We start from the raw sequence: 22,289 nt of genomic DNA, 5'->3' as shown, positions 1-22,289 counted from the left end.
TTTAAAGGAATCGTTGGATAAAATAGAGTATTAGAAAGATTATTGCCACCAGTATCAGCCTGATTAGCAATGTCTGTGTCCTACTCCTCTTTACATCTTTCCGCGAGCTACGGAGCTGGCGCTTGATGTTCCCTCGTATCGACGATCCTGGAATGTAGCTTGCCCTATCGGCGTTTGCCTCATGCTCAATCAGCCTTTTGCGCTCTTGCACCTCATCCTTGATGGGGTCGTAGTAGCGGGGCTTGTAGCTAAAGGTGCGATATTTAGGCAACTTGAAAAATCTAAGGATCATCTTTTCTCTTTGGCTATTGCAAAACTACCTAAAAATAACGATTCTTCCTTTAGTATTCAGATATCCTAAATGCGGAGGGCTCTCTTTTTGTACTCTTTTAAAGATGAATGGAACGTAAGGGGGTGTTCAGATGGTCGGTTGTTTGCTTGGAGGGCCTTGTTAAAAAATGTTTTGAAGAAGTGTTGCTGTTTTCTGAAATATTTCTAAATTTATGGGCATAACCATATTGAAATAAGTATGTTGGTGAAAGTATTCGGAAGCGCAGTGTATGGTATAAAGGCTACCACCATCACAATTGAGGTTAATGTTACGTTGGGTGTTAACTTTTTTCTGGTGGGATTGCCAGATAGCGCAGTTAAGGAGAGCCAGCAGAGGATTACGTCGGCCTTAATGACCAATGGCTTTAAGATGCCCGGTCATAAGATTATCATAAACATGGCTCCTGCCGATATTCGCAAGGAGGGGTCGGCCTACGACCTACCCATCGCTATTGGGATTCTGGCAGGATCGGAGCAAATCGTTTCGGGGAAGCTTCAGGAGTACGTCATTATGGGGGAACTTTCGCTCGATGGCGGTTTGCAACCCGTAAAAGGGGTGCTGCCCATTGCCCTTCAGGCGGCCGCCGAAGGGTATAAGGGGCTTATCCTTCCGGTTCAGAATGCCAAGGAGGCGGCCATTGTAAAGGAATTGGATGTTTACGGCATGTCGAACATAAAGGAGGTGGTTGACTTCCTATGCGATAAGGCTAGCTTCGCCCCCGAAAGCTGTAATGTCGACGAGCTATTCGCCGAGACGGCGAGCTGCTACAGCGTCGATTTTTCGGATGTTAAGGGGCAGGAAAACGTGAAGCGTGCGCTCGAAATAGCGGCTGCTGGCGGGCATAACATCATTATGATTGGGGCTCCGGGATCGGGCAAAACGATGCTCGCAAAGCGGCTGCCCACCATTATCCCTCCGCTTACGCTTGAGGAGGCGCTGGAGACAACCAAGATACACTCGGTAGCCGGGAAGGTGGAGAAGCATGGTGGCCTGATCACCCGTAGGCCGTTTAGGGCGCCACACCACACGGTGTCGGACGTGGCGCTGGTGGGCGGCGGCACCTACCCGCAGCCGGGGGAGATCAGCCTGGCGCACAACGGCGTTCTCTTCCTCGACGAGTTGCCCGAGTTTAAGCGGGCGGTGCTGGAGGTGATGCGTCAGCCGCTTGAGGACCGCAGCATCACCATCTCGCGGGCAAAGTTCTCGATAGAGTACCCCTCCAACTTCATGCTGGTGGCCTCCATGAACCCCTGTCCCTGTGGCTTTCACAACCACCCGGAGAAGGCGTGCGTGTGCCCTCCGGGTATGGTGCAGCGCTACCTGAGCCGGATCTCGGGGCCGCTGCTGGATCGTATCGACATACAAATTGAGGTGGTGCCGGTTCCCTTCGAGAAGCTCTCGGAGCAGCGCCTAGCCGAGTCGAGCGAGGTGGTGCGCAGCCGGGTGATAAAGGCTCGGATGGTGCAGCACGCGCGCTTTGTCGCCGAGCACGAGGTGCACTGCAACGCCATGATGGGCAGCCGCCTCATCCGCAAGTACTGCAAGCTCTCCGATGCCGGTACCTCCATCCTAAAGAACGCCATGGAGAAGCTGGGCCTTTCGGCCCGTGCCTACGACCGTATCCTTAAGGTGTCGCGCACCATTGCCGACCTCGACAGCTCTCCCGATATCAAAACCAGCCATATTGCCGAAGCCATCAACTACCGCAGCCTGGATAGAAGCGATTGGGCGGGGTAGCGCCGGCTTAATTCGCATGGCTTCATCCCCCGTTCTCTTCCGAGGGAACTGACTTCTCAAATTATGGTTTAGGAGTTGCTGGTATGCTAAGTCGTATTCATCCCCAACTCGCTGAAGGGGGCTGCGGAGCAGCCCGTAGCTTGACAAAATGCCGAATAGTAGTTGGGAGTACTCCCTGCTATGTTGAACTGCCGAGAAGTCCCCTTTAGGGGATTTAGGGGTGAAAGCAACGCATCGTATATTCTAATAGCGAATCCTCCGTTCCCTCCCAAACCGTTTGGTGTTGGCGAAGAAGTCGATTTGGAAGCCCCATGCAGTTTCGTAACGGCAAAAGGGCTTGCCAAGCATGCCCATCCAAGGGAGGTGGGGCTATCGGCTGTGTAGAATTTTTTTTTCCTAGGGCCGAAGGCGTAATCATTTTATCGATATCTTCGCAGCCTAAACTAAAATTTACCTAATGAGTTCGAGTACTAATAGGCAGCCTGCCGCGCTTTACCTGATTGCAGCGGCCGGTGCTGGCGAGCGTTTTGCCTACTACGGCATGCGCGCAATTCTAATGCTTTACATGATTGCCGGGGTTTCCGGGCAGCTGTCGGGGATGAGCTTCTCGCAGCATTCTGCCGGGATCGCCTATGGCGTATTCAACGCCCTATGCTACGGTTTGCCCTTCTTCGGCGGGCTACTTGCCGACCGGGTTATCGGCAGCCGCAAGTCGGTTTCTATCGGTGGGGTCTTCATCATCCTCGGCTTTATCGTTCTTTCGTTGGACAACAAGATGCTGCCGTTTGTGGGAGGGCTAACGCTGATTGCCATTGGCAACGGCTTCTTTAAGCCAACCGTGGTGTCGATGATCGGCGCCCTTTACGAGCAGGGCGATCCCCGTCGTGATGGCGCATTCACGCTCTACTACCAGCTCTTCAACGTCGGCGCCTTTATCGCACCGCTGCTCTGCGGCTTTGTGGCCACGCAGTGGGGGTATCTGGCCGGCTTTCTAGTTGCGGCAGGGGCCGTATCCCTGAGCATGATCATCTACTGGATTTATGCGCCAAAGTACCTCAAGGAGATTGGCAAGATGAAAAAGGTCGACAAGGCCAGCGCTGGTGAGGCGCATGCCGAAAAGGAAAAGCTCACAAAGGAGGAAAAGGACCGGCTGTCGGTGATCTTTGTGCTGCTCTTCTTCGTGACCTTCTTCTGGACCGGCTTCGAGCAGGCTGGCAGCTCCATGACAATTTTTACCGAGCAGAATATCGATAAGTCAATTGGTGGATGGGCCGTGCCAACGGCATGGTTCCAGGGCATCAACCCCTTCTTCGTATTTGTGTTTGGATTTGCGGTGTCGGCGCTTTGGCTAAAGCTGCATAAGATGGGGAAGAACCCGTCGATCCCCGTAAAGATGGGGTTGGGGATGATCTTCCTTGGGCTTGGATTCGTTGTTATGCTCGGCGCCGTGAGCCAGTACAACCAAACCGGGGCGCAGGCCAGCATGATGTGGATCGTTGCCGCCTACTTCCTGCAAACCATCGGCGAGCTGATGCTTTCGCCTATCGGGTTGTCGATGATCACCAAGCTCGCGCCACAACGGATGGTGTCGATGTTTATGGGCGTATGGTTCTTGCCATCGTTCCTGGCTCACCTCATGGGCGGATTCATTGCCGGCTACTCGCAGGATCTCGGGTATGGGCTAACCTTTGGCTGCATCGCCGCCTTTGTGATGGTGCTCGGCTTGGGTGTGATCTTCCTCAGAGGAACGCTTGTACGCCTTATGCATGGTAGGGGGTAATCCTTCTGCTATCCGATATAACGAAAGAGGCTCGAACATTCGGGCCTCTTTTGTTTTTCTAGTTGAAAACAGTAAGGTAGTTGCCGCTCGGCATAGTTCTGTAGGACTGTAGGTGCAGGTTTCCTTTCCCTTCCGCATACCCGTTAAGCAGGTTGTAGCGGGTATTGCAAACGGGGCATACCCCAAAAATCTGGTCGACAATCGTAATGCTCTTGTGGTCTTGGTTGGTGCACGTGGCATCAAAGGCGTTGTATCCAACTCCCGTGTTGGAGATGATCACCCCATTTCCGAGGTAGCCAACGGGTCGCGCTAAGTAGTAGCTCACTTTTACCGCAGTTGATGGATTCTGGAGCAGGGTGTAGCTTGGGTCGGTAAGCGAAATCGTAATATTAACCGCTGTCTGAGGCAGCAGCGGCCTTTCCTCCTTGGCGCATCCAAAAAGAAGGGGAACGGCTACAAGAAAAATTGCTGCGCATGCTTTCATCTCTACCTGTTTTTTTGATGCAATTATAGCGATTAAACCGGTATTCCGCTTGCCGATCGCCAATATTTCCCTTGCTCTTTGCTAGCCTACTCAAATGGCTCGCTCCCTGCCTGCAGTGGCCCATTTCCTGCCCGAAGCTTTTCGCTCCGTGCCTGTCACTTCTGCTTCCGAGTCTGTCACTTCTGCCTTCGTGCCTGAAACTTTTCGCTTGGTGCCTGAAACTTTTCGCTTGGTGTCTGTAGCTTTTGGCTTCGTGCCTGTAGCTTTTGGCTTCGTGCCTGTAGCTTTTAGCTCCGTGTCTGAAACTTCTGCCTCCGTGTTTGAAGCTTTTGACTTCGTGTCTGTCACTTTTGGCTTCGTGCCTGTAGCTTTTCGCTTGGTGTCTGTAGCTTTTAGCTCCGTGTCTGAAACTTCTGCCTCCGTGTTTGTAACTTTTGCCTTCGTGTCTGTCACTTTTAGCTTCGTATCTGTAGCTTTTACCTTCATAATTACTATCTAGAGCTAATCAAGCCCCCTATAACCTTAACGGGCATCCGGTGGCGCATCCTTAATGGTAAAAGAATTCCCCGCCTAGCGCCTCCACCAGCATCTGGCCTCTTCCCAAAACCTCCAGCGCCTTTTGTGCCGAAAAGGAGTCTAGCACCTAACGGCGGTACAACCTTATTCGGAAGGGTGATGCTGCACCATCGCCCGCTGCAGCACGTAGGGCAGCACCCTTTGCGCGTTCTTTTCCAACGGCGATGCCATTTTCTCCAAGGTGATGTGCCAAATGCGGTATGGGGAGGTACGTATTGCGGTGGAATACACATAGGTTTAGCTGACTGCTAGATGTTTGGGTGAAAATAGATTGTTAAAGGATGGCGAATGGATTAAAATATGCATATATTTGTGGAACGAAAGAGTCTCAGGTTGCTGGGATTCTTTCTTTTTTATTTAAACCTCAAAACAAAAGCTATGTCAAAAGTGATATATCTTACAGAAGAAGGTTATAACAAGCTACGAGCAGAGCTCGATCATTTTAAAAGTGTAGAGCGTCCTGCCATCTCTCGTCAGATTGCAGAGGCTAGGGATAAAGGTGACCTTTCTGAAAATGCGGAATATGATGCAGCAAAAGAGGCTCAAGGTTTGCTCGAGATGCGTATTGCAAAGCTTGAAGATACTGTTGCAAACGCTCGTATTATCGACGAGTCTAAGATAGATACCAGCACGGTGCAAATCTTGAATAAGGTGAAGATTAAAAATCTTAAGACCAACTCAACGATGCAGTACACGCTGGTGTCCGAGAACGAGGCCAACGTCAAGGAGGGCAAGATATCTACAGGCACTCCAATTGCCAAAGCCTTGATGGGCAAAAAGGTTGGCGATCTGGTCGAAGTTCAAATCCCTGCTGGGTTGGTAAGCTTCGAGGTTCTCGAAATCTCACGATAAATTTTCGAGACATGGCATCGATTTTTACAAGAATTATCAATGGCGAGATCCCCAGCTACAAGGTAGCAGAGGACGATCGCTACTATGCATTTCTCGACATCTCTCCAATGACAAAGGGGCATACCTTGGTTGTTCCCAAGGTGGAGGTCGATTATCTTTTCGATCTTGATCCCCAAGTATTGGCAGATATGACCGTCTTTGCGCAAAAAGTAGCAAACGGAATTAAAGCAGTTATGCCTTGTAAAAGAGTAGGGGTGGCTGTTTTGGGAATGGAGGTGCCCCATGCACATATCCATTTGGTGCCTATTAGCAAGGAGTCCGATCTCGATTTCCGTAAAGAGAAGCTGAAGCTCTCACCCGAAGAGTTTGCCGACATCGCTAAAGCAATTGCCGAAAACATAAAGTAAAAAGGAGGGTTTAAAGCCCTCCTTTTTTTTATTCTTGCGAGTAAATAATCTCCTCTATTTTCCTAATTATCGTCTCAGGTTTAATGTCGTTCATGCAGCGGTAATCGCCCCACATACACTCTTTATTGCCGTATACCGAACATGGGCGGCAGCTTAAATCGAGTTGAATGATATTATCGACAGGCTGTTTCCAACCGTAAAAGCCAGCGTATGGATGGGTTGCTCCCCATATCGAAACTACAGGGGTTGCTGTGAGCGATGCTAAATGCATGTTGGCGGAGTCCATGGATACCATTACATCCAGATAATCCATAACCAATAACTCCTGTCCTAGACGAATCTTACCGGCAACCGAAATGGCATTGTCGTACTTAGTCTCCCAAACCTTTAGTGCTGCTTCTTCAGCCTTTCCTCCTCCAAAAAGAATAATCTTCACCCCATCCTTTTGGTTGAAGTGTTGGACAACCTCCTCCATCTTCTCCGGTGGGTAAACCTTCCCTTTATGTTGAGCAAAAGGAGCAATTCCTATCCACTTGGCATTTTTATTGCCGAGTAGGTCTACGATGTCTGGAGTAAGTTCCGTTTGGGTTGGGAAAATAGTGTCAAACTCGACGCTTATTGGGAGTCCTGCTCGTTTTAGCGTGTCAACATAGCGCTCAAAGGTTGTTGCCAACTGCTTAAACTCTTTTTTAGGGTACTGCGTTAGCTCTTTCTTTTCCTGACGGCCCTTGTTGATTTTAACAACAGGAACTTGGTACAAGCGGAATAGCTTTCTGAGGAACTTCGAGAATATAACATCGTGAAGGTCGATGACAACATCCCACTTCTCCATTTTGCGCAGCATGGAAAAGAAGCGAAAGAAATCTATTACTCCTTTTCGTCCTTTTCTGATATCTGCTCCAATGAACCTAACGCCAGTGTTTTCAAATAGCGGTTTTACCCAAGGCTTAGAAATAAACGTAATTTCTACATTGGGATGCTGCTTTGCTATAGAGTGAATAACAGGTATAGTCATTGCTACATCGCCTAGTGCTGATAGACGAATAACAAGAATCTTAGCTGGTTTAGAAATCATATAAGCAGGACAGTGTGTTAGTTGGCAAAGGTACTAAATGCAAACGTTTTGCAGAAGAGTTAAGATGATTTTTCGTTTGCAATCTTCACGATCTGCTCCATAAACTTATGCAAATGGTGAAGTTCCTGAAGATTATGCTAAAACAGCAAGCCCTTGTAGTAGAACTTGCTGTCTTATTTAGGCAAAAGCCTTTTATTTCTTTCCGTAAAGGATTGGATTAAGCGATGGATCGTTATACATTTTCATCTGCTTGTATACCTTCATGTAGCGACGACCTGATTCGATATCATCAATAAGTTGGTCTATCGCCGAAGAGAGATCCACTCTCTGCTCTAGTAGAATTCGAAGCTTATTGGAGCATTGCTCTAAGTGAGCAGCATCGCTGTCGGTGCGGTTTACCTCCTGTTGCATGTGGTAAATCTTAAGAGCAAGGATTGATAATCTGTCGATAGCCCAAGCAGGGCTCTCTGTATTAATTACAGTATCCTGGAGAGGTTTGATGTGAGCGTATTTCTCAAGGAAGTAGCTGTCAATCATTTCTACCAAGTCGGTACGATCCTGATTCGACTTGTCTATTCTGCGTTTTAAGGCAAGCGCTTCAATGGGATCGATGTTGGGGTCGCGAATGATATCCTCAAGGTGCCACTGTACAGCATCAATTCTGTTTTTCAAGTATAAGATGTTCTCGATAGTTTGTGGCTCATAAGGGTTTTCAAAAACGCTATCAACATCGTCGGCAATGTGATAGTTGTCAACGCATTGGTCAAATAGTTTGTTGCATAAAGCACTAAATTCCATACGAGTAAAATTTGTAGTTTGCCAGCAAAAGTAACTTATTATGCTATAAATACAAATCGGCAGACATTTAATGTTTGCCGATTCGTTATGCTGTGCAATATAATTGCTGCTGATTGCTATTTTACTCGTTTGGGGTTTTTGCTGATGAAGTCCGTCCAGCTGTTAAATGATGCATCAACGGTTGGTTTGTTTGATTGAAAGAAGTGGCAAACCGCAATTCCTAATGCATCGGTTGCGTCAAAGGTCGATTGTGGCAGCTCCTTTTCCTTTAAAATGCTTTTTAGCATGGCCGCAACTTGTTCCTTCGACGAAGTGCCTTGTCCTGTGATGGACATTTTGACCTTTCGGGGGGAATACTCAAAGATAGGAATCTGTCGGGCAAGGCAGGCTGCCATGGCAACACCTTGCGCCCTTCCTAACTTCAGCATCGACTGAACGTTTTTTCCGAAGAAGGGAGCTTCTATTGCAAGTTCGTCTGGGTGGTATTGGTCTATTATGGAGGTTACTTTTTCAAATATCTTTGCCAACTTTATGTAGTGATCTCCTAGTTTTTTTAGGTCTATCACCCCCATACACACTAGTTTCGCATTCTGCCCTTTTACTGCAATAACACCATATCCCATCAGGTTGGTACCTGGATCAATGCCAAGTATTATTTTTTCATCCTTATTCATGTAATTCTCTTTATACAACTGCTGTTTTTATTGGTGAGGTAAGCCTAAAACGATGACGCTTTTTAATCAACTAAATGTTATTGTTAGTAGATGTTGCAGGTCGTTTTTTAGAAAATAGGGATGGTTGTGTGCGAGACTGTTGTTTTGAAGTCGGTGGTAACGGTGTTCTAAAAATAATAGTAGTGATGCAAAAATAACCGTTTTGCGGTTGTTGCTCATTACGGGTCTACTCAATGATTTTAAGAACAGTTTTAAAGTAGTATACCGTGTTAGGAAATATTTCAGGAAGTTGTTTTTCGAGTGCTGAATGGCAAAGCGAATCGTAAAGAAGACTTTGTTGAGGATCTGTTATTCTGATTTGAAGGGAATAGGTGAAATCATCTTCTCCCCCTTGAAGCATCACCCTGCTAAGAAGATGACTCTTGCATATCCCCGAGTTCTGGACAAATGGGATGAAATCCTTTTGAATCCATTTGAGCCATGGCTGATTGACAGTTTTGTCGACGCTAAAGGTTGTGTTAATGATAAATCCTGGCATAATGGTGATTTTTTATGTGTCGAGAGAAAAAGGGCACATCAACTAACATCGATGTGCCCACATATTTAGTAAATAAATTGCTTATTAGCAAATGTACTCAAAACCGGTGTATGGCTGAAGAACTTCGGGGATTCTAATGCCTTTCTCTGTTTGGTTGTTTTCGAGAAGCGCTGCAACAATACGGGGTAAAGCCAACGAACTTCCGTTAAGAGTGTGCGCAAGTTGTGTCTTCTTCTCTCCATCTTCTTTGAAGCGAAGTTTAAGACGATTTGCTTGGAATCCTTCAAAGTTAGAAACTGATGAAACCTCCAACCAACGTTCCTGTGCTGCGGAGTAAACTTCAAAATCGTAGGTGAGGGCCGAGGTGAAACTCATGTCTCCACCGCAAAGCCTAAGTATACGGTAGGGTAGACCTAGTTTTTTTACGATGTTCTCAACGTGAGCAACCATTCCGTCGAGTGTTTTATACGACTCATTGGGGTGGGCAATCTGAACAATTTCTACCTTGTCAAATTGGTGAAGACGGTTCAGCCCACGAACATCCTTGCCGTACGATCCGGCCTCACGGCGGAAGCATGGGGTGTAGGCAGTCATCTTTATGGGTAGTTCTTTGCTGTTTAAAATTACATCGCGGAAGATGTTGGTTACAGGAACCTCTGCAGTTGGAATTAGGTAAAAGTTATCAATAGTAGCGTGGTACATCTGGCCTTCTTTGTCGGGAAGTTGACCTGTGCCAAAACCAGATGCTTCGTTAACCATAAGAGGAGGCATAACCTCGGTATATCCTGCAGACGTATTTTCATCGAGGAAGAAGGAGATTAGTGCTCTCTGCAGTTTTGCTCCCTGGCCTTTGTAAACAGGAAATCCTGCGCCGGTGAGTTTAACCCCAAGTTCAAAGTCGATGATATCGTATTTTTTTGCAAGTTCCCAGTGTGGCAATGCCGTTGCTTTGTCTAAGTTAGGGATGTCTCCACTTTGGCGTACCACAACGTTGTCGGATGGAGTCTTCCCTTCAGGAACTAATTCGCTAGGGAAATTAGGCAGAAGAACAATCTTCTGTTCGAGTTGTTGCTCAACTTCCGATAGTCTTACCTGCATTCCTTTGGTGGCTTCTTTCATGTCAAGGGTTTTCTGCTTAAGGGTGTTGGCCTCTAGCTGCTTTCCTTGGCTGAACATTACTCCAATTTGGCGCGATATGTTGTTCATTTCGGCAAGGTCGGCATCAACCTTTGCTTGAATAGCCTTGCGCTCATCGTCTAGCGCAATAATCTCATCGATAGTTGCAGAAGCATCAAAGCCTTTTGTGGTAAGGCGTTTAATGGATAGATCCTTGTCTTCTCTAATTTGCTTGAGGGTTAGCATGTGAGATGTATTTTATATAAATTAAAATCTCCTGTTTTTACAACCGTAAAGTTGCAAAAAAACAGGAGATCGTAATAAGTTATTGCCGTAAACTTTTTACCTACTCAGCTGAAATAGGAGAAATGTTTACGAATGACTTGTTGTCTTTTTTTCTGAAAGAAACAACACCTTCAACAAGCGCAAATAGGGTGTGATCTTTACCCATACCTACGTTTAGGCCGGGGTAATGTCTTGTACCTCTTTGACGCACGATGATGTTGCCAGCCTTTGCAGTTTGACCTCCGAAAAGTTTAAGACCTAGTCTTTTACTTTCCGATTCTCTACCGTTTCGTGAACTACCGGCACCTTTTTTGTGAGCCATTGTCTTACTACTTTAAAAAGTTACGCAATAATATCTTCTACCAAAATCTGAGAAAGGTACGAACGGTGACCGTTGCACTTTTTATAACCTTTTCTCCTCTTCTTCTTAAATACGATAATCTTATCGCCCTTAAGGTGAGAAATGATTTTAGCGTTTACTTTGGCGCCTTCTACTGCAGGTGCACCAATCTTAACCTGTCCGTCATTGTCGACTAGCAGTACACGATCGAAGCTTACTTGGGTTCCTTCGTCACCCTTTAGACGGTTAACATAAAGCTTCTGATCTTTTTGTACTTTGAACTGCTGTCCTGCGATTTCTACGATTGCGTACATCGGTTCTGTTTAATTTGTACAATTCAATTCGAAAGACAAAACTAGGTAAATCAAATTAAATATACAAAGGCTTTGTAAAAAAATGGGAAAAGATTTGAGTAATTATTATTTTACAAAATATAGGATGTCGACTGCTAAAGTATGGACAAAATGTATAACTTGGGCATTTAAAACTAATGGACACCCGATTTACTCTAGTGATAGGATGCAAAAGGTAAAGTTAAACGTGCTCGGAATATCTTATAGTCAAACGCAGTCAGGCGCGTATGCGCTTGTGCTTTCCGAAGAAGGAGGACAAAGACGTATTCCTATTATTATTGGAGGTTTTGAGGCTCAGTCTATTGCTATTCATCTAGAAGGGCTTACTCCTCCACGTCCCTTAACTCACGATCTGTTTCTTTCATTCTCAAAGTTGTTTAACATAGAACTTCTGGAGGTAAACATTTATCGTTTAGAGGATGGGGTGTTTTATTCGCAGCTTGTTTGCTTTAACGGCGAAAAGGAGGAGGTAATAGATTCGCGTACAAGTGATGCAATAGCTCTTGCGCTTCGCTTTAAGTGTCCCATATTCACAACTCCAGATATTGTAGATAGGGCTGGTGTGTACATTGAAGAAGAAGAGGGCGAAACAGAGGAATCTGCCGATTCTGGTGAGGCTGTTTTTGAAGAACATTCGACTTTTGATGAGTCAGAGTTTAAATCGTTAAATATTGACTCTCTAAACACCCTACTTAAGGAAGCTGTTGATCTCGAAGATTATGAGCGAGCCTCCCATATTAGAGATGAGATTCAACGGAGAAAAGACGAAAACCTATAGACTAAAGTGCAAAGGTATCTACGTTTTATTCTTCTAGCAGTGATGTTGGTTATTGCTTTTGATTTTGTAATGCTTTGATAGTTAATGATCCGTTATTAGAATAAATTAGGGAAGTAGGAAGAATCCTACTTCCCTAATTTATTCTCTTTTTAACTAGTATCGAGTCTAAATCGTTTGTGTTGTAGTAACTGAATGTAAGTTTATAAATTGGGTCTTTTGTTTTACCGTTATGGTTGTAAATGGTGACCTCTTCAATTTTATTCTGATTGTTAAGTCTGTATTGTTCCTCCATAATAGATTTGTCTTTTGTAATAATTGTTCTGCCAACAGGTCTTTTCTCGTAGTAGGTGTAGGTGATTGTTTCTCGTTTTTGTGTTCGTGGGTATAATTTTATGATCTGCTCTATATTTCCATCGTTATTTAGAGATGTGCTACTTATCATTCTAGGATTAACAAGGTCATTGTATTCGCGAACTATTAGGTTCTTATTTCGTGTATTTTCTTTCCAACTAGGTGATTTGTCGTATATGAGAAAGAAACTGGAGTACGACTTGATATCTTGAAAGTCAGTGTTTTTTTGATCTCCTGATATTAACTGGTTGTCAAAAGAAAACTTATAGATATCTACTAACTTGAAATTCTGATTTTTTGTGTCGTACTTGTACATCAACATATTCTTGATAGTATGGCTAACTGCATCAAGATTCTTTCTGTTTTTGATGGCTAAAACAGTGAGTTCATTATTCTTTTGGTTGGAGTAGTAATCTGTCTCTTTTTTTTGATTGAGAATGTCGAGAACATCATTTCCAAGATTTTTTTGCGCTGCAACTCTAATGCCCGGATCGTTTATGCCGAGTATAAGTAATCCATCCGCACCATATTGTTGTGCAATGCGTTTAAGGTAATTTACTTGTTTGTCTATGTCGTCATTGGTGAATGTCTGCTGAATAACACCGACCTTGACGTAGGATTTTGGATCAGGAAATTTGTCAGCATTGTAGTATGTAGACACATTATTGTTATGGCTTGGGAATGGGTAAGCCATAAGTAAATTAATTTTGGGCTGATGATATGATCTCATACAGCTTGAAACAAGGATTGTTGCAACTAAAAGGTAAAGTAACTTCTTCATCTCTTTCAAATTATTATTACTAGCAAGTAACAATTTGAAATGGAGAAGTGTTATTTTTTTCTACTCTTTTTTTAATCAAGGGTCTATTTAATGTCTATAGTATTATTTGTGATATTGTCCAAGGCTTAGTAGTCTGATTGTTATGGCTCCCTTGTTTCTTTGTCGTTTTTTTTGTGTTAAGTAGTGTATGAGAATGGATTTCCTAGTTTTAAATTCTGTCGGACGATAGAATTTGAAGAGCAGCATTCCTGTCCTGTTCTAATTGCTTTTTGAGTACCTCAATTCCTTCAAATTTCATTTCGTTTCGGATTCGGCTTACGAACTGAATGCTGATGGTGCTGCCATAAATTGAACTGTCAAAATTGAAAATGTTGACCTCTATGGTTTTGTGCTGATCCTTGCTAATGGTTGGACGATATCCGATATTAAGCATGCCGTTGAGAACTAGCCCGTCAATTAAAACTTTAACGGCATAAACACCATCGGCTGGAATTATCTTGTGCTTTTCGAGAACCCTAATATTTGCTGTTGGAAAGCCTATCTTGCGGCCTACTTGAAAGCCTTTTTCAACTATTCCAGTTAAAAAATAGTTGTATCCAAGGTATTTCGATGCTTTGCTGACGTCGCCAAGTAAAATAAGGTTTCTAATTTTTGTTGAACTAATGCTTATGCTTTCATGCGTTTGGGCTTCAACTTTCTCGACTTCAACTTCGAACTTGAGTCCCAATCTTTGCATGGTAGTAAAATCGCCTGTGCCATTTTTTCCAATATGGTGGTCGTAGCCAACAATTAGCTTCCTGATCTTTAACCAATCGACAAAGAACGTTTTAAAAAAATCCTCAGCAGATAAGTTGGAGAGTTCGGTGGTGAATGGTATTACCACGAAGTGCTCAAGTCCATTACGGGCTATAAGGCTGGTCTTTTCATCGAGTGTGTTGATTAGCAGGAGTTCATCATCATTCTTGCCAAGCACTATTCTTGGGTGTGGCCAAAGAGTCAGGACTAGTGGATTTGCATCTAGTTCTTTTGCATCTGCTTTAACCTTTCGTAGAATAGCTTGATGTCCAATATGTACACCATCGAAAAAGCCTAGAGTAATTACGCCTCGCGTAGGAACTTCTTTCTCAAATGGTCTATATATCTTCATCCCCAATTTTTTTTGCAAATATAACTACCTTTTTAATGATTTGTTTGAGCTGTGCAAAACGAGCTCTGGTGCATATTTGTTTTAATTGTTTTTTTTTCGACTTTTATCCTGTTATATGAGAAAAGAAATGTACAAGCACATTATATATGTATTTGCAGCTTTGTTGCTATTCGCTTCATGCAGTAGTAGGAATAAAGCAAATACCATAGTTAGCGGATTAGCAACAGATTACTCTGGCAGAACGATATATATATCGAAAGTTCTGCCTTCAAAGAGAGTGCTTGTTGACTCTGCGTTGGTTGATACTCTCGGAAACTTTGCGTTTAGGCTCACGCTTGTTAATCCCGATTTCTTTGAGATTTCCGATAAACCTAATAAAAGTGGAATTGTTATTATAGCTTCGCCTAGTGAGCGGATTGAGGTAAATTTACCCCGTGGCGCGAGCTGGAATGTTGCCGATGTAAAGGGGGCAAGTGGATTTAATCAGTTAAAAATCCTTAGCGATTCGCTCTGCAATCTTCGAGGACGTTTGCATTCAATTCAAAAACAGTTTGACACTTTAAAGTATAGCTATAGATATGATAGTTTGCGTCGAGTGTTAAAGCAATCTTTTAATGGGCATATAGCCAACTATCGTGGCTTTTTGCGAAACTTTGTAGTTCAGAACAAGGGATCTTTAGTCTCGATTCCTGCACTATACCAGCGTATTGATTCTGCTTCGTACATGCTTAACGAAAAGGCTGATTTGCGCTTCTTCTTATTGACTGATTCTATTCTTTACCGAAAGTATCCCGAAAGTGCCATGGTAAAGGCATTTCATACTAGGATGCAGTCAGTTCGATACCAATTGAATAATCAGAAACTGAATAAAGAGTCAATCGCAGAAGGTGCTTTGGCTCACGAGTTTAATCTTAAGTCGCTTAATGGTGATACTGTGTCGCTGACTAAGCTAAAAGGTCGGTATGTTCTTCTTAGCTTCTGGGCGTCATGGGCAAAGCCTTCGGTGGCTGAAAATGGTAGGCTGGTAGAGATTTATAAGAAGTATAAACCTTACGGTTTTGAGATAGTTCAGGTATCTCTTGATAGAAATTTGAATGAGTTAAGCAGGGCTATAACGCCCGATATGCGACAGTGGAAGCAATGCTCAGAATTTAGAATGTGGAATTCTTCCATTGTAAAAAGCTATCGGGTTGCTTGTATCCCTTCAAACTTTATTATTAATAGACAGGGAATTGTTGTTGCTAAAAATGTTCTGGGGAAAAATCTTTTTGATACCCTTCGCTGGTATTTGGTTAGACCGTACCTTATGAGACGTGATACAACTAAGACCCATGCCTCAACTTTAGAGAATACTTCAGACCAATAAACGAATATAACTTTATGAGAAAATTAGTTTTACTAATCGTTGCTGTTATTGCACTAACCTCTTGTTCTCGGAATAGCGCTAAAATTAAAGGAGAGTTTACCAACTTTGGAGGTAAAACCGTTTACCTCGAAAAACTGGGGGTTGGTACATCGGAGGTTGTCGATTCTGTGGTGGCATCCAAAGATGGATTGTTTAAGTTTAATATTAAGTTTGAAAAGGATCAGGAGCCGACCTTTTATCTTGTAAAAGTAGATGGAAATAATTTTGTTACCCTTTTCGTAGAGCGAGGGGAAACGATAAACCTTACTGGTGATGCTAAACGACTAGAAGGAACATACGCTGTTAAGGGCTCGAAGGCATCTGAAGATATACGGACGCTATCAAATTTATTGAACACAACAATAACATCACTTGATTCGTTGAATCAGCTACATGCTAACCCTTCGGATTCTATAGAGTATAAAATGGGTAAGGTATTTGTAACCTGCAAGCGAGAGTTTATAAAATACTTGATTACCAATCCTAAGAGCATGGCTAGCATTTATGCTATTTACGCACAACTTCCAGGTAGTACCGGCATTTTTGGGTCTCTCGATGATTTGAATTACTTTAAATTGCTGTCTGATTCTCTTTCAACCAGCTACCCTAAGTCTCCTTACGTGATATCGCTTAAGAAACACTATAAGCAGATGGAGAACGAGGCGCTTATTGGAGATATAATGGCTACGAAGAAGGTGGAAACGGTTGGTATCCCTGAGATATCACTTAGGAACCAGTACGGAAAACTAATGAAGCTCTCGTCGCTTAAGGGAAAGGTTGTTCTTCTTGACTTTTGGGATCCTGCCAATCAGGAATCGTTGGAAGGTAACTTGGGATTGGTTAAGATCTACGAAAAGTATAAATCAAAAGGATTTGAGATTTATCAGGTTTCGTTGGCTACAAAGGCTCCTTGGGTTGCCGCTGTTCAGCGTCAGAAACTTCAGTGGATTTGTGTTTCGGACTTTCTTGGGTCGAACTCGCCTGCTGCAACGGTTTACAATGTAAAAGCTATACCCGCGAACTTCCTTATTAATAGGAATGGCGATTTGGTAGGACGTGACATGTTTGGCAACGATCTCGAATCGCAAATTATCAAAGCGTTAAAATAGCGAATGCAAAAAGGCAAAAAGACATACTTTGCCTCCGATGTTCACTTGGGATTACCAGGAATAGAGCCTCCTATAGAGCGTGAACGACGCTTTATTCGATGGTTGGATATGGCTAAGCAGGATGCTGAGGAGATTATCCTGCTTGGCGATATCTTCGATTTTTGGTATGAGTACAAAAAGGTCATACCTCGGGGCTTCTCTCGTTTTTTAGGTAAGCTATCGGAAATTACGGATAGCGGAATCACCGTTCGTTTTTTTACGGGTAACCACGACATCTGGGCATACGACTACCTGCATACCGAGTGTGGCGTTATCCTTCATTCGGAACCGTTTACTTGCGAGTTTGCTGGGAAGCGTTTCTTTTTGCATCATGGCGATGGATTGGGAAATATGGACTGGAAGTATAAGCTGATGAAGTGGTTTTTTACATGGAAGGTTTCCCAGTTTCTCTTTTCTACGTTTGTTCACCCTAATTTGGCTCTTTGGTTGGCGCACAACTGGTCGTACAAGAGCCGTTATTCGAAGGGATAGCCGAAGTCTACCGCGGCAGAGATGAGTACATCTACCGTTTTTCGGTGGAGGAAGCCGCGAGCAATCGCTACGACTATATGGTTTTTGGACATCGGCATACGCCTGTTGAGATAGACCTAAACGAAAGAACCAAGATGTTTATTCTTGGCGATTGGATCGTCTCTAATGTTTATGGCGTTTTCGACGGGGAGTCTATGAAGCTTACTAAGTTTGAAGGGTAATGGATTCGCTTTTAAGCAGAATTGCAGCAATCGTAAAAGGCTGCTTTAGGCCATCGCTAAAGTCGGCGGTATGGATACTTCGGCTGATGATACCCATCTCGCTGGGAGTTGTACTGTTGCAGTATCTAGGTGTCATTGCGGTGATTTCTCATTATACTGCTCCGCTGTTCGAACTGGTTGGCTTGCCCGGTGAGGCGGCTCTTGTTTACATTACGGCGGCGCTGGTTAATATCTATTCGGCTATCGCCGTCATATCTACCTTTACCTTCGATGCGCATGCGATTACCATGCTGGCGATATCGAGCCTAATTGCGCACAACTTGATTGTGGAAACGGCGGTACAGCGTAGGACGGGGTCGTCGGCACTGGCAATGGTGGCTACGAGGTTGGGGCTATCCATCCTATCGCTAATCGTAATGAATTTGCTTGTGCCAGCAGCTACCCTATCGGTAGAGGCAAGGGGGGCAATGCCCAATCAGGATTTGGGCGACGTTCTGTACGGCTGGTTGCAGTCCTCGATCTTTCTATCACTAAAAGTTGTTGTGCTAGTTTTTGTCCTGAACCTGCTCCAGCAGGTGCTAAAGGAGCTGGGGGTGATTGAGGTGCTATCCAAGCTGCTTCGCCCGCTCTTGGCGTTGTTTGGGCTGCCAAGCCGAACCTCGTTTTTGTGGATTGTTGCCAATACGCTTGGGCTGGCGTACGGATCGGCGGTGATGATTTCGGAGGTGGAGGCTGGCAATATCTCCAAGGAGGAGGCCAACCTGTTGAACTACCATGTTGCGGTTTCGCACAGCAACCTCGAAGACCTGCTGCTCTTTGCGGCCATTGGGGCATCCGTGTTTTGGATGCTCTCGCTGAGGCTGGCATTCGCAGCGCTAGTCGTTTGGATTGTAAGATTCTCATTGTATCGTAATCATAAGTTTGTAACAGCATGAAGCAATATCACGATTTGCTAAAGACTATACTTGCGGAGGGCGTTAGGAAGGGCGACCGCACGGGCGTTGGCACGCAGAGCATATTTGGCTACCAAATGCGCTTTAACCTTGCCGATGGATTCCCGCTGCTCACCACCAAGAAGCTGCACCTGCGCTCCATTATTCACGAGCTGCTTTGGTTTATTAACGGTGATACCAACATAAAGTACCTTAACGATAACAAGGTGTCCATCTGGGACGAGTGGGCCGATGAGAACGGCGACCTTGGCCCTATCTACGGCTACCAGTGGCGAAATTGGAGGAACCCAGACGGCACAACCACCGATCAGCTGGCGCAGGTGGTGGAATCCATATGTAATAACCCCGATTCGCGCAGGCATATTGTTAGCGCCTGGAACGTTTCGGATATCGACAAGATGAAGCTGCCTCCCTGCCACGTGATGTTTCAGTTCTACGTGGCCGATGGGCGGCTCTCGTGCCAGCTTTACCAGCGCAGCGCCGATGTTTTCCTTGGCGTTCCGTTCAACATTGCATCGTACGCGCTGCTGACGCTGATGATGGCCCAGGTGACGGGGCTTAAGCCCGGTACGTTTGTCCACACGCTGGGCGATGCGCACATCTACCTTAACCATATGGAGCAGGTGAACCTGCAGCTGAGCCGCACGCCGCTGCCGCTGCCTACCATGCGCCTAAACCCTAAGGTGGCATCGATCTTCGACTTCAAGTACGAGGATTTTATGCTCGAGGGGTACAGCTCGCATCCATCCATCAAAGCCGATATTGCCGTATGATTGCCATTGTGGTAGCGATGGCGAGCAACAGCGCCATCGGTAAGGATAACCAGCTGCTGTGGCATATCACCGAGGATATGAAGTTCTTTAAGGCGCTTACGCAGGGGGGAACCGTTGTCATGGGGCGGAAGACCTACGAGTCGATTGGGCGCCCGCTGCCCAACCGGCGGAATATTGTTGTCTCGCGGTCGGTAGATCATCTCGACGATAGGGTTGAGCTCTTCCATTCGCTGGAGGAGGCCATTCGGGCGGCCTCGGCGGACGAGCGGGTGTTTATTATCGGCGGCGGCGAGATCTACCACCAGTCGCTCGTTTTGGCCGATACGCTCTATATTACCCTTGTAGGACATTCCTACGAGGCGGACACCTTCTTTCCGGCCATTAGCGAGGCGGACTGGAACGTTGCGGAGCGGGTTGACCACGAGCGTGGCGCCTCCTTCGAGCATCCATTCTCGTTTATCACCTATAAAAGGCGCTAGCGCACGCTACTTGTGGTATAAAATTTGTTAGTTTTTCGCAAAAAACTGAATATATGAGAAAACTATTATTTGGAGTTGCAGTGGCTCTTGCAGGGCTTACCTCTTGCGACCTAGGAACGACTAAGGTTGATCCTATTCCTGTCGAAATATCGTACTACAGCGAGTATCACTACTGCCAGTATGTGTTTAGTGATGTAGTTTCGCAGGCGCTTACGCTTGCCAAGCTGGAGCTGGACAATCCTTCGGGAAATGCCGACCCTGATGGGGTGACGATTACCCTGAATGAGGCCCGCACCGAGCTGACTATTGTGTACAAGGAGTCGATGACCAGCAGGCGCATCGGAAAAATTGTGGTGACCTTTACCGGTACGCCCCTCGCCGAGGGTTCGTCGATGCTGATACACCCCGATGGGCTAACCTACTCGGGCGTGAAGGTGATCGGCGATGCTGAGGTTACCATCCTGCCCAAGGGAACCTCAAAGGCAAAGCAGCAGGTGATTGTCAGGAACGGTGCTCTTACCGATTCGTACAATGTTTCCGTTGCCTACGCCTGCAACCTTACCCGCGAGCAGAAGGAGGGCGATAGCGATAAGGTAGATACCGACGATACGTTTACCTTTACGGGCTCGGCCACCGGAACTCTTGCCAATAAATCTACCTACAACGTAAGCATTATTGATCCACTTGTTATGCCCTACGGCTCGTCCTACTTCAAGAGCGGGAAGCTTTCTATGACTCCCCTTACGTATACCGAACCCTTCTACATCACTTTTGGAACAACGGGCTACATCAACCAAATACTGTTTGCCTACCAAGGTCTATCTAAGCTGTACACCATCTAGAAGCCGTCGCGCTCACACATACGAAAGGCAGCCATTGGCTGCCTTTTTGCATTTGTTGGGATGAATGGCGGGCTAGGGGGAGTGGAGGATGCCGACGCCATTTCGGAGGCCATGCCTGCCCTCATACTGGTTTTCTGTGGCGATGGCTGGTTTAATCTGGTGATGCTCTAAGCTGCTACCGCAATCGCAAACCTCGTGCAGGATAGCATGAGGGTGCTCATCACCGTCGGAGCCTTGCCGCAAGTCTGCATGGACCTGCACTTGGATGCAATTAGGCTCAAGCTATCAGTTTGGAGTGAATTGCAGTCAAAGGAGGCTTTAAGCTGCATTGCATGGACAAACATTTGGCTGCAACAGCCCTCACGCTGCCAGCTTGGACGCTGTTGCAGCGAAGGAAACTCTTAATCCGAGCTGCATGTAGGAAGAATTAGCTGCAGCAGACATCAAGCTTAGAGCTTGGCCCGAATTGCAGCGGTTGAAGCCTCCATGCAGGCTGCTTTGAATGGGGCAGCAGGAGTTGGCAGCCTTAGGCAGATCGTTGGGATGTCGAATTTGCTAGTCGAGCTGCCCATGCCGATGTACATGCCCCCTCACTCGTCCGAGTCGCTCCTGCTGCGGGGCGGCAAGCCCCCTTCGTCGGCCGTTTTAGCTATGGCGACTGTGGCTTTAGCCATCTTTTTTATTCAGAAGTCCATGAAGTAGGGGCTTCTCTTACTTAAAAATGGAGAAATAGAGCTAAATTAGCGGTAGTAAAGAACCGCTTAACCGAATTCGATCATGACGAAGCTTCGCCTCTCGGGCAACCCCAGCCGTAACTTGGGGAATCTTGACTTCTACCAGTTTGTAACCGATCAGGCAACCCGCATTCGGGGGCTTGGTGATGCGGTGCTTACCGATGCCGACCTGCGGCAGCTGGTGGTGGTGCTGCTGGCGCTGGCCGCCGACTTCAGCAAGACCATCCTACGGGTTCAGAAGAGCCTCAAGACCGAGGAGATCATGCGCAGGAAGCGCGCGCGTGACATCTGCATCGCTGCTCTGAGGAGCGGGGTGCGGAATGCCCGCTACGCCATCAATCCGCGCGAGGTCAGTGCCTCCTCCGGGCTCGCCATCCTGCTGGGCACTTACGGCGACATCGCCCATCAGGCCATGGAGAAGGGGAGCGGTACCATCGACAAGCTGCTCGGCGAGCTCGAAGGGGATACCTATCGGCCCCTGTTCGAAGTGTTGGGGCTCGCAGCCAAGGTGTTTCGTCTCAAGGACGAGAACGACGCCTTTAAGGCCATCTTCGAGAGCCGCCGCAGCGATGGCCTGGCCAAGGATGGGGTTAGGGCGCTCGACGTACGCCGGCAGTTCAACCGCCAGTACCAGCAGCTCTGCGACTACGTGCTCCTACAGGCGAAGATCACGGGCGGGGAACAGTACCTGGAGGCGCTGCAGCTGATTAACGCCATCCGTAAGGAGTACCTGGAGAAGGTGGCCCGGCACAAGGCGGCCAAGAAGGGTCGCGGTAATCCCGCAGCGGACGAGTAGTGGGGGAGCCCCCCGATTGGGCTATTGGCAAACTACATAATGC

General features: G+C 46.1%; 27 protein-coding genes. 15 read left to right on the top strand and 12 right to left on the bottom strand.

All coding sequences use genetic code 11. The features are described from left to right. Window position 1: 1 nt before the first annotated feature. Window positions 2-292, bottom strand: a complete 291-nt coding sequence (locus tag ACHZA1_RS05360) for a hypothetical protein (RefSeq protein ID WP_320054202.1) — start codon at window positions 290-292, stop codon at window positions 2-4. A 237-nt stretch (window positions 293-529) separates the two neighbouring features. Here ACHZA1_RS05360 and ACHZA1_RS05355 point away from each other — a divergent pair, with 237 nt between their 5' ends. Both ACHZA1_RS05355 and ACHZA1_RS05350 read left to right on the top strand, forming a co-directional pair. Beyond that, window positions 530-2,068 carry a YifB family Mg chelatase-like AAA ATPase gene (locus ACHZA1_RS05355; protein WP_320054201.1) on the top strand — a complete coding sequence of 513 codons (1,539 nt, stop codon included), beginning with the start codon at window positions 530-532 and terminating at the stop codon, window positions 2,066-2,068. Window positions 2,069-2,525: 457 nt separating this feature from the next. After that, window positions 2,526-3,848, top strand: coding sequence for a peptide MFS transporter (locus tag ACHZA1_RS05350; protein WP_320054200.1), 1,323 nt, complete (start codon window positions 2,526-2,528; stop codon window positions 3,846-3,848). A 58-nt stretch (window positions 3,849-3,906) separates the two neighbouring features. On the opposite strand, the gene ACHZA1_RS05345 is transcribed toward ACHZA1_RS05350, so the two are convergent. Both ACHZA1_RS05345 and ACHZA1_RS05340 read right to left on the bottom strand, forming a co-directional pair. Then, on the bottom strand, window positions 3,907-4,332 hold the full coding sequence (locus ACHZA1_RS05345; protein WP_320054199.1) for a hypothetical protein: 426 nt from the start codon (window positions 4,330-4,332) through the stop codon (window positions 3,907-3,909). A gap of 90 nt (window positions 4,333-4,422) precedes the next feature. After that, entirely contained in the window at window positions 4,423-4,818 is a 396-nt protein-coding gene (locus tag ACHZA1_RS05340) for a hypothetical protein (protein ID WP_320054198.1), read from the bottom strand. A gap of 468 nt (window positions 4,819-5,286) precedes the next feature. Between ACHZA1_RS05340 and greA the strand changes: the two genes are divergently transcribed. Further along, complete coding sequence (gene greA / locus ACHZA1_RS05335) at window positions 5,287-5,760, top strand: transcription elongation factor GreA (protein WP_320054197.1); 474 nt, start codon at window positions 5,287-5,289, stop codon at window positions 5,758-5,760. A gap of 11 nt (window positions 5,761-5,771) precedes the next feature. Further along, window positions 5,772-6,167 (top strand): HIT family protein, encoded by a 396-nt coding sequence (locus tag ACHZA1_RS05330; RefSeq protein WP_320054196.1) that lies wholly within the window; start codon window positions 5,772-5,774, stop codon window positions 6,165-6,167. A gap of 28 nt (window positions 6,168-6,195) precedes the next feature. Here ACHZA1_RS05330 and ACHZA1_RS05325 read toward each other — a convergent pair whose 3' ends face one another. From ACHZA1_RS05325 to rplU, 7 genes are all read right to left on the bottom strand, one after another. Continuing rightward, window positions 6,196-7,242: a glycosyltransferase family 9 protein gene (locus ACHZA1_RS05325; protein WP_320054195.1), complete on the bottom strand. Its 1,047-nt coding sequence runs from the start codon at window positions 7,240-7,242 to the stop codon at window positions 6,196-6,198. A gap of 192 nt (window positions 7,243-7,434) precedes the next feature. Beyond that, the gene (locus ACHZA1_RS05320; RefSeq protein WP_320054194.1) at window positions 7,435-8,040 is read right to left on the bottom strand and encodes a DUF4254 domain-containing protein; all 606 of its coding nucleotides are present in this window, start codon (window positions 8,038-8,040) and stop codon (window positions 7,435-7,437) included. A 116-nt stretch (window positions 8,041-8,156) separates the two neighbouring features. Next, window positions 8,157-8,714 (bottom strand): crossover junction endodeoxyribonuclease RuvC, encoded by a 558-nt coding sequence (gene ruvC, locus ACHZA1_RS05315; RefSeq protein ID WP_320054193.1) that lies wholly within the window; start codon window positions 8,712-8,714, stop codon window positions 8,157-8,159. Window positions 8,715-8,940: 226 nt separating this feature from the next. Next, entirely contained in the window at window positions 8,941-9,252 is a 312-nt protein-coding gene (locus tag ACHZA1_RS05310; RefSeq protein WP_320054192.1) for a DUF4286 family protein, read from the bottom strand. A gap of 84 nt (window positions 9,253-9,336) precedes the next feature. Then, window positions 9,337-10,614 carry a serine--tRNA ligase gene (gene serS, locus ACHZA1_RS05305; RefSeq protein WP_320054191.1) on the bottom strand — a complete coding sequence of 426 codons (1,278 nt, stop codon included), beginning with the start codon at window positions 10,612-10,614 and terminating at the stop codon, window positions 9,337-9,339. A 100-nt stretch (window positions 10,615-10,714) separates the two neighbouring features. Continuing rightward, the gene (gene rpmA, locus ACHZA1_RS05300; protein ID WP_320054190.1) at window positions 10,715-10,975 is read right to left on the bottom strand and encodes a 50S ribosomal protein L27; all 261 of its coding nucleotides are present in this window, start codon (window positions 10,973-10,975) and stop codon (window positions 10,715-10,717) included. A gap of 20 nt (window positions 10,976-10,995) precedes the next feature. Further along, window positions 10,996-11,307: a 50S ribosomal protein L21 gene (gene rplU, locus ACHZA1_RS05295; RefSeq protein WP_320054189.1), complete on the bottom strand. Its 312-nt coding sequence runs from the start codon at window positions 11,305-11,307 to the stop codon at window positions 10,996-10,998. Window positions 11,308-11,512: 205 nt separating this feature from the next. Between rplU and ACHZA1_RS05290 the strand changes: the two genes are divergently transcribed. Further along, complete coding sequence (locus tag ACHZA1_RS05290) at window positions 11,513-12,124, top strand: bifunctional nuclease domain-containing protein (RefSeq protein WP_320054893.1); 612 nt, start codon at window positions 11,513-11,515, stop codon at window positions 12,122-12,124. A gap of 133 nt (window positions 12,125-12,257) precedes the next feature. Here ACHZA1_RS05290 and ACHZA1_RS05285 read toward each other — a convergent pair whose 3' ends face one another. Together ACHZA1_RS05285 and ribF are read right to left on the bottom strand one after the other, a co-directional pair. Next, entirely contained in the window at window positions 12,258-13,256 is a 999-nt protein-coding gene (locus ACHZA1_RS05285) for a hypothetical protein (protein WP_320054188.1), read from the bottom strand. A 208-nt stretch (window positions 13,257-13,464) separates the two neighbouring features. Continuing rightward, window positions 13,465-14,403 (bottom strand): riboflavin biosynthesis protein RibF, encoded by a 939-nt coding sequence (gene ribF / locus ACHZA1_RS05280; protein ID WP_320054187.1) that lies wholly within the window; start codon window positions 14,401-14,403, stop codon window positions 13,465-13,467. A gap of 115 nt (window positions 14,404-14,518) precedes the next feature. Here ribF and ACHZA1_RS05275 point away from each other — a divergent pair, with 115 nt between their 5' ends. From ACHZA1_RS05275 to ACHZA1_RS05230, 10 genes are all read left to right on the top strand, one after another. Continuing rightward, window positions 14,519-15,769 carry a TlpA disulfide reductase family protein gene (locus ACHZA1_RS05275; protein WP_320054186.1) on the top strand — a complete coding sequence of 417 codons (1,251 nt, stop codon included), beginning with the start codon at window positions 14,519-14,521 and terminating at the stop codon, window positions 15,767-15,769. Window positions 15,770-15,783: 14 nt separating this feature from the next. Further along, window positions 15,784-16,917 carry a TlpA disulfide reductase family protein gene (locus ACHZA1_RS05270; protein WP_320054185.1) on the top strand — a complete coding sequence of 378 codons (1,134 nt, stop codon included), beginning with the start codon at window positions 15,784-15,786 and terminating at the stop codon, window positions 16,915-16,917. 3 nt (window positions 16,918-16,920) lie between these two features. Beyond that, a complete protein-coding gene (locus tag ACHZA1_RS05265) occupies window positions 16,921-17,448 on the top strand; it encodes a UDP-2,3-diacylglucosamine diphosphatase (RefSeq protein ID WP_320054184.1) in 528 nt (175 codons plus the stop codon). A 77-nt stretch (window positions 17,449-17,525) separates the two neighbouring features. Then, on the top strand, window positions 17,526-17,669 hold the full coding sequence (locus ACHZA1_RS05260; RefSeq protein ID WP_320054183.1) for a hypothetical protein: 144 nt from the start codon (window positions 17,526-17,528) through the stop codon (window positions 17,667-17,669). Continuing rightward, complete coding sequence (locus ACHZA1_RS05255; protein ID WP_320054182.1) at window positions 17,669-18,604, top strand: nucleoside recognition protein; 936 nt, start codon at window positions 17,669-17,671, stop codon at window positions 18,602-18,604. Before ACHZA1_RS05260 ends, ACHZA1_RS05255 begins: the two co-directional genes overlap by 1 nt. Continuing rightward, complete coding sequence (locus ACHZA1_RS05250; RefSeq protein WP_320054181.1) at window positions 18,601-19,395, top strand: thymidylate synthase; 795 nt, start codon at window positions 18,601-18,603, stop codon at window positions 19,393-19,395. Before ACHZA1_RS05255 ends, ACHZA1_RS05250 begins: the two co-directional genes overlap by 4 nt. Next, a complete protein-coding gene (locus ACHZA1_RS05245; protein WP_320054180.1) occupies window positions 19,392-19,874 on the top strand; it encodes a dihydrofolate reductase in 483 nt (160 codons plus the stop codon). The genes ACHZA1_RS05250 and ACHZA1_RS05245 overlap by 4 nt, the downstream gene beginning before the upstream one ends. 53 nt (window positions 19,875-19,927) lie before the next feature. Further along, window positions 19,928-20,716, top strand: a complete 789-nt coding sequence (locus tag ACHZA1_RS05240) for a hypothetical protein (protein ID WP_320054179.1) — start codon at window positions 19,928-19,930, stop codon at window positions 20,714-20,716. Window positions 20,717-21,172: 456 nt separating this feature from the next. Beyond that, window positions 21,173-21,418, top strand: coding sequence for a hypothetical protein (locus tag ACHZA1_RS05235; RefSeq protein ID WP_320054178.1), 246 nt, complete (start codon window positions 21,173-21,175; stop codon window positions 21,416-21,418). 75 nt (window positions 21,419-21,493) lie between these two features. Further along, window positions 21,494-22,246, top strand: a complete 753-nt coding sequence (locus ACHZA1_RS05230; RefSeq protein WP_320054177.1) for a DUF6261 family protein — start codon at window positions 21,494-21,496, stop codon at window positions 22,244-22,246. Window positions 22,247-22,289: the final 43 nt, after the last annotated feature.

The sequence above is a fragment of the uncultured Acetobacteroides sp. genome, from assembly GCF_963667355.2.
Classification (GTDB): domain Bacteria; phylum Bacteroidota; class Bacteroidia; order Bacteroidales; family ZOR0009; genus Acetobacteroides.
The sequence above is the reverse complement of the archived record's forward strand: the minus strand, read 5'-3'. Positions and strand labels throughout refer to the sequence as shown.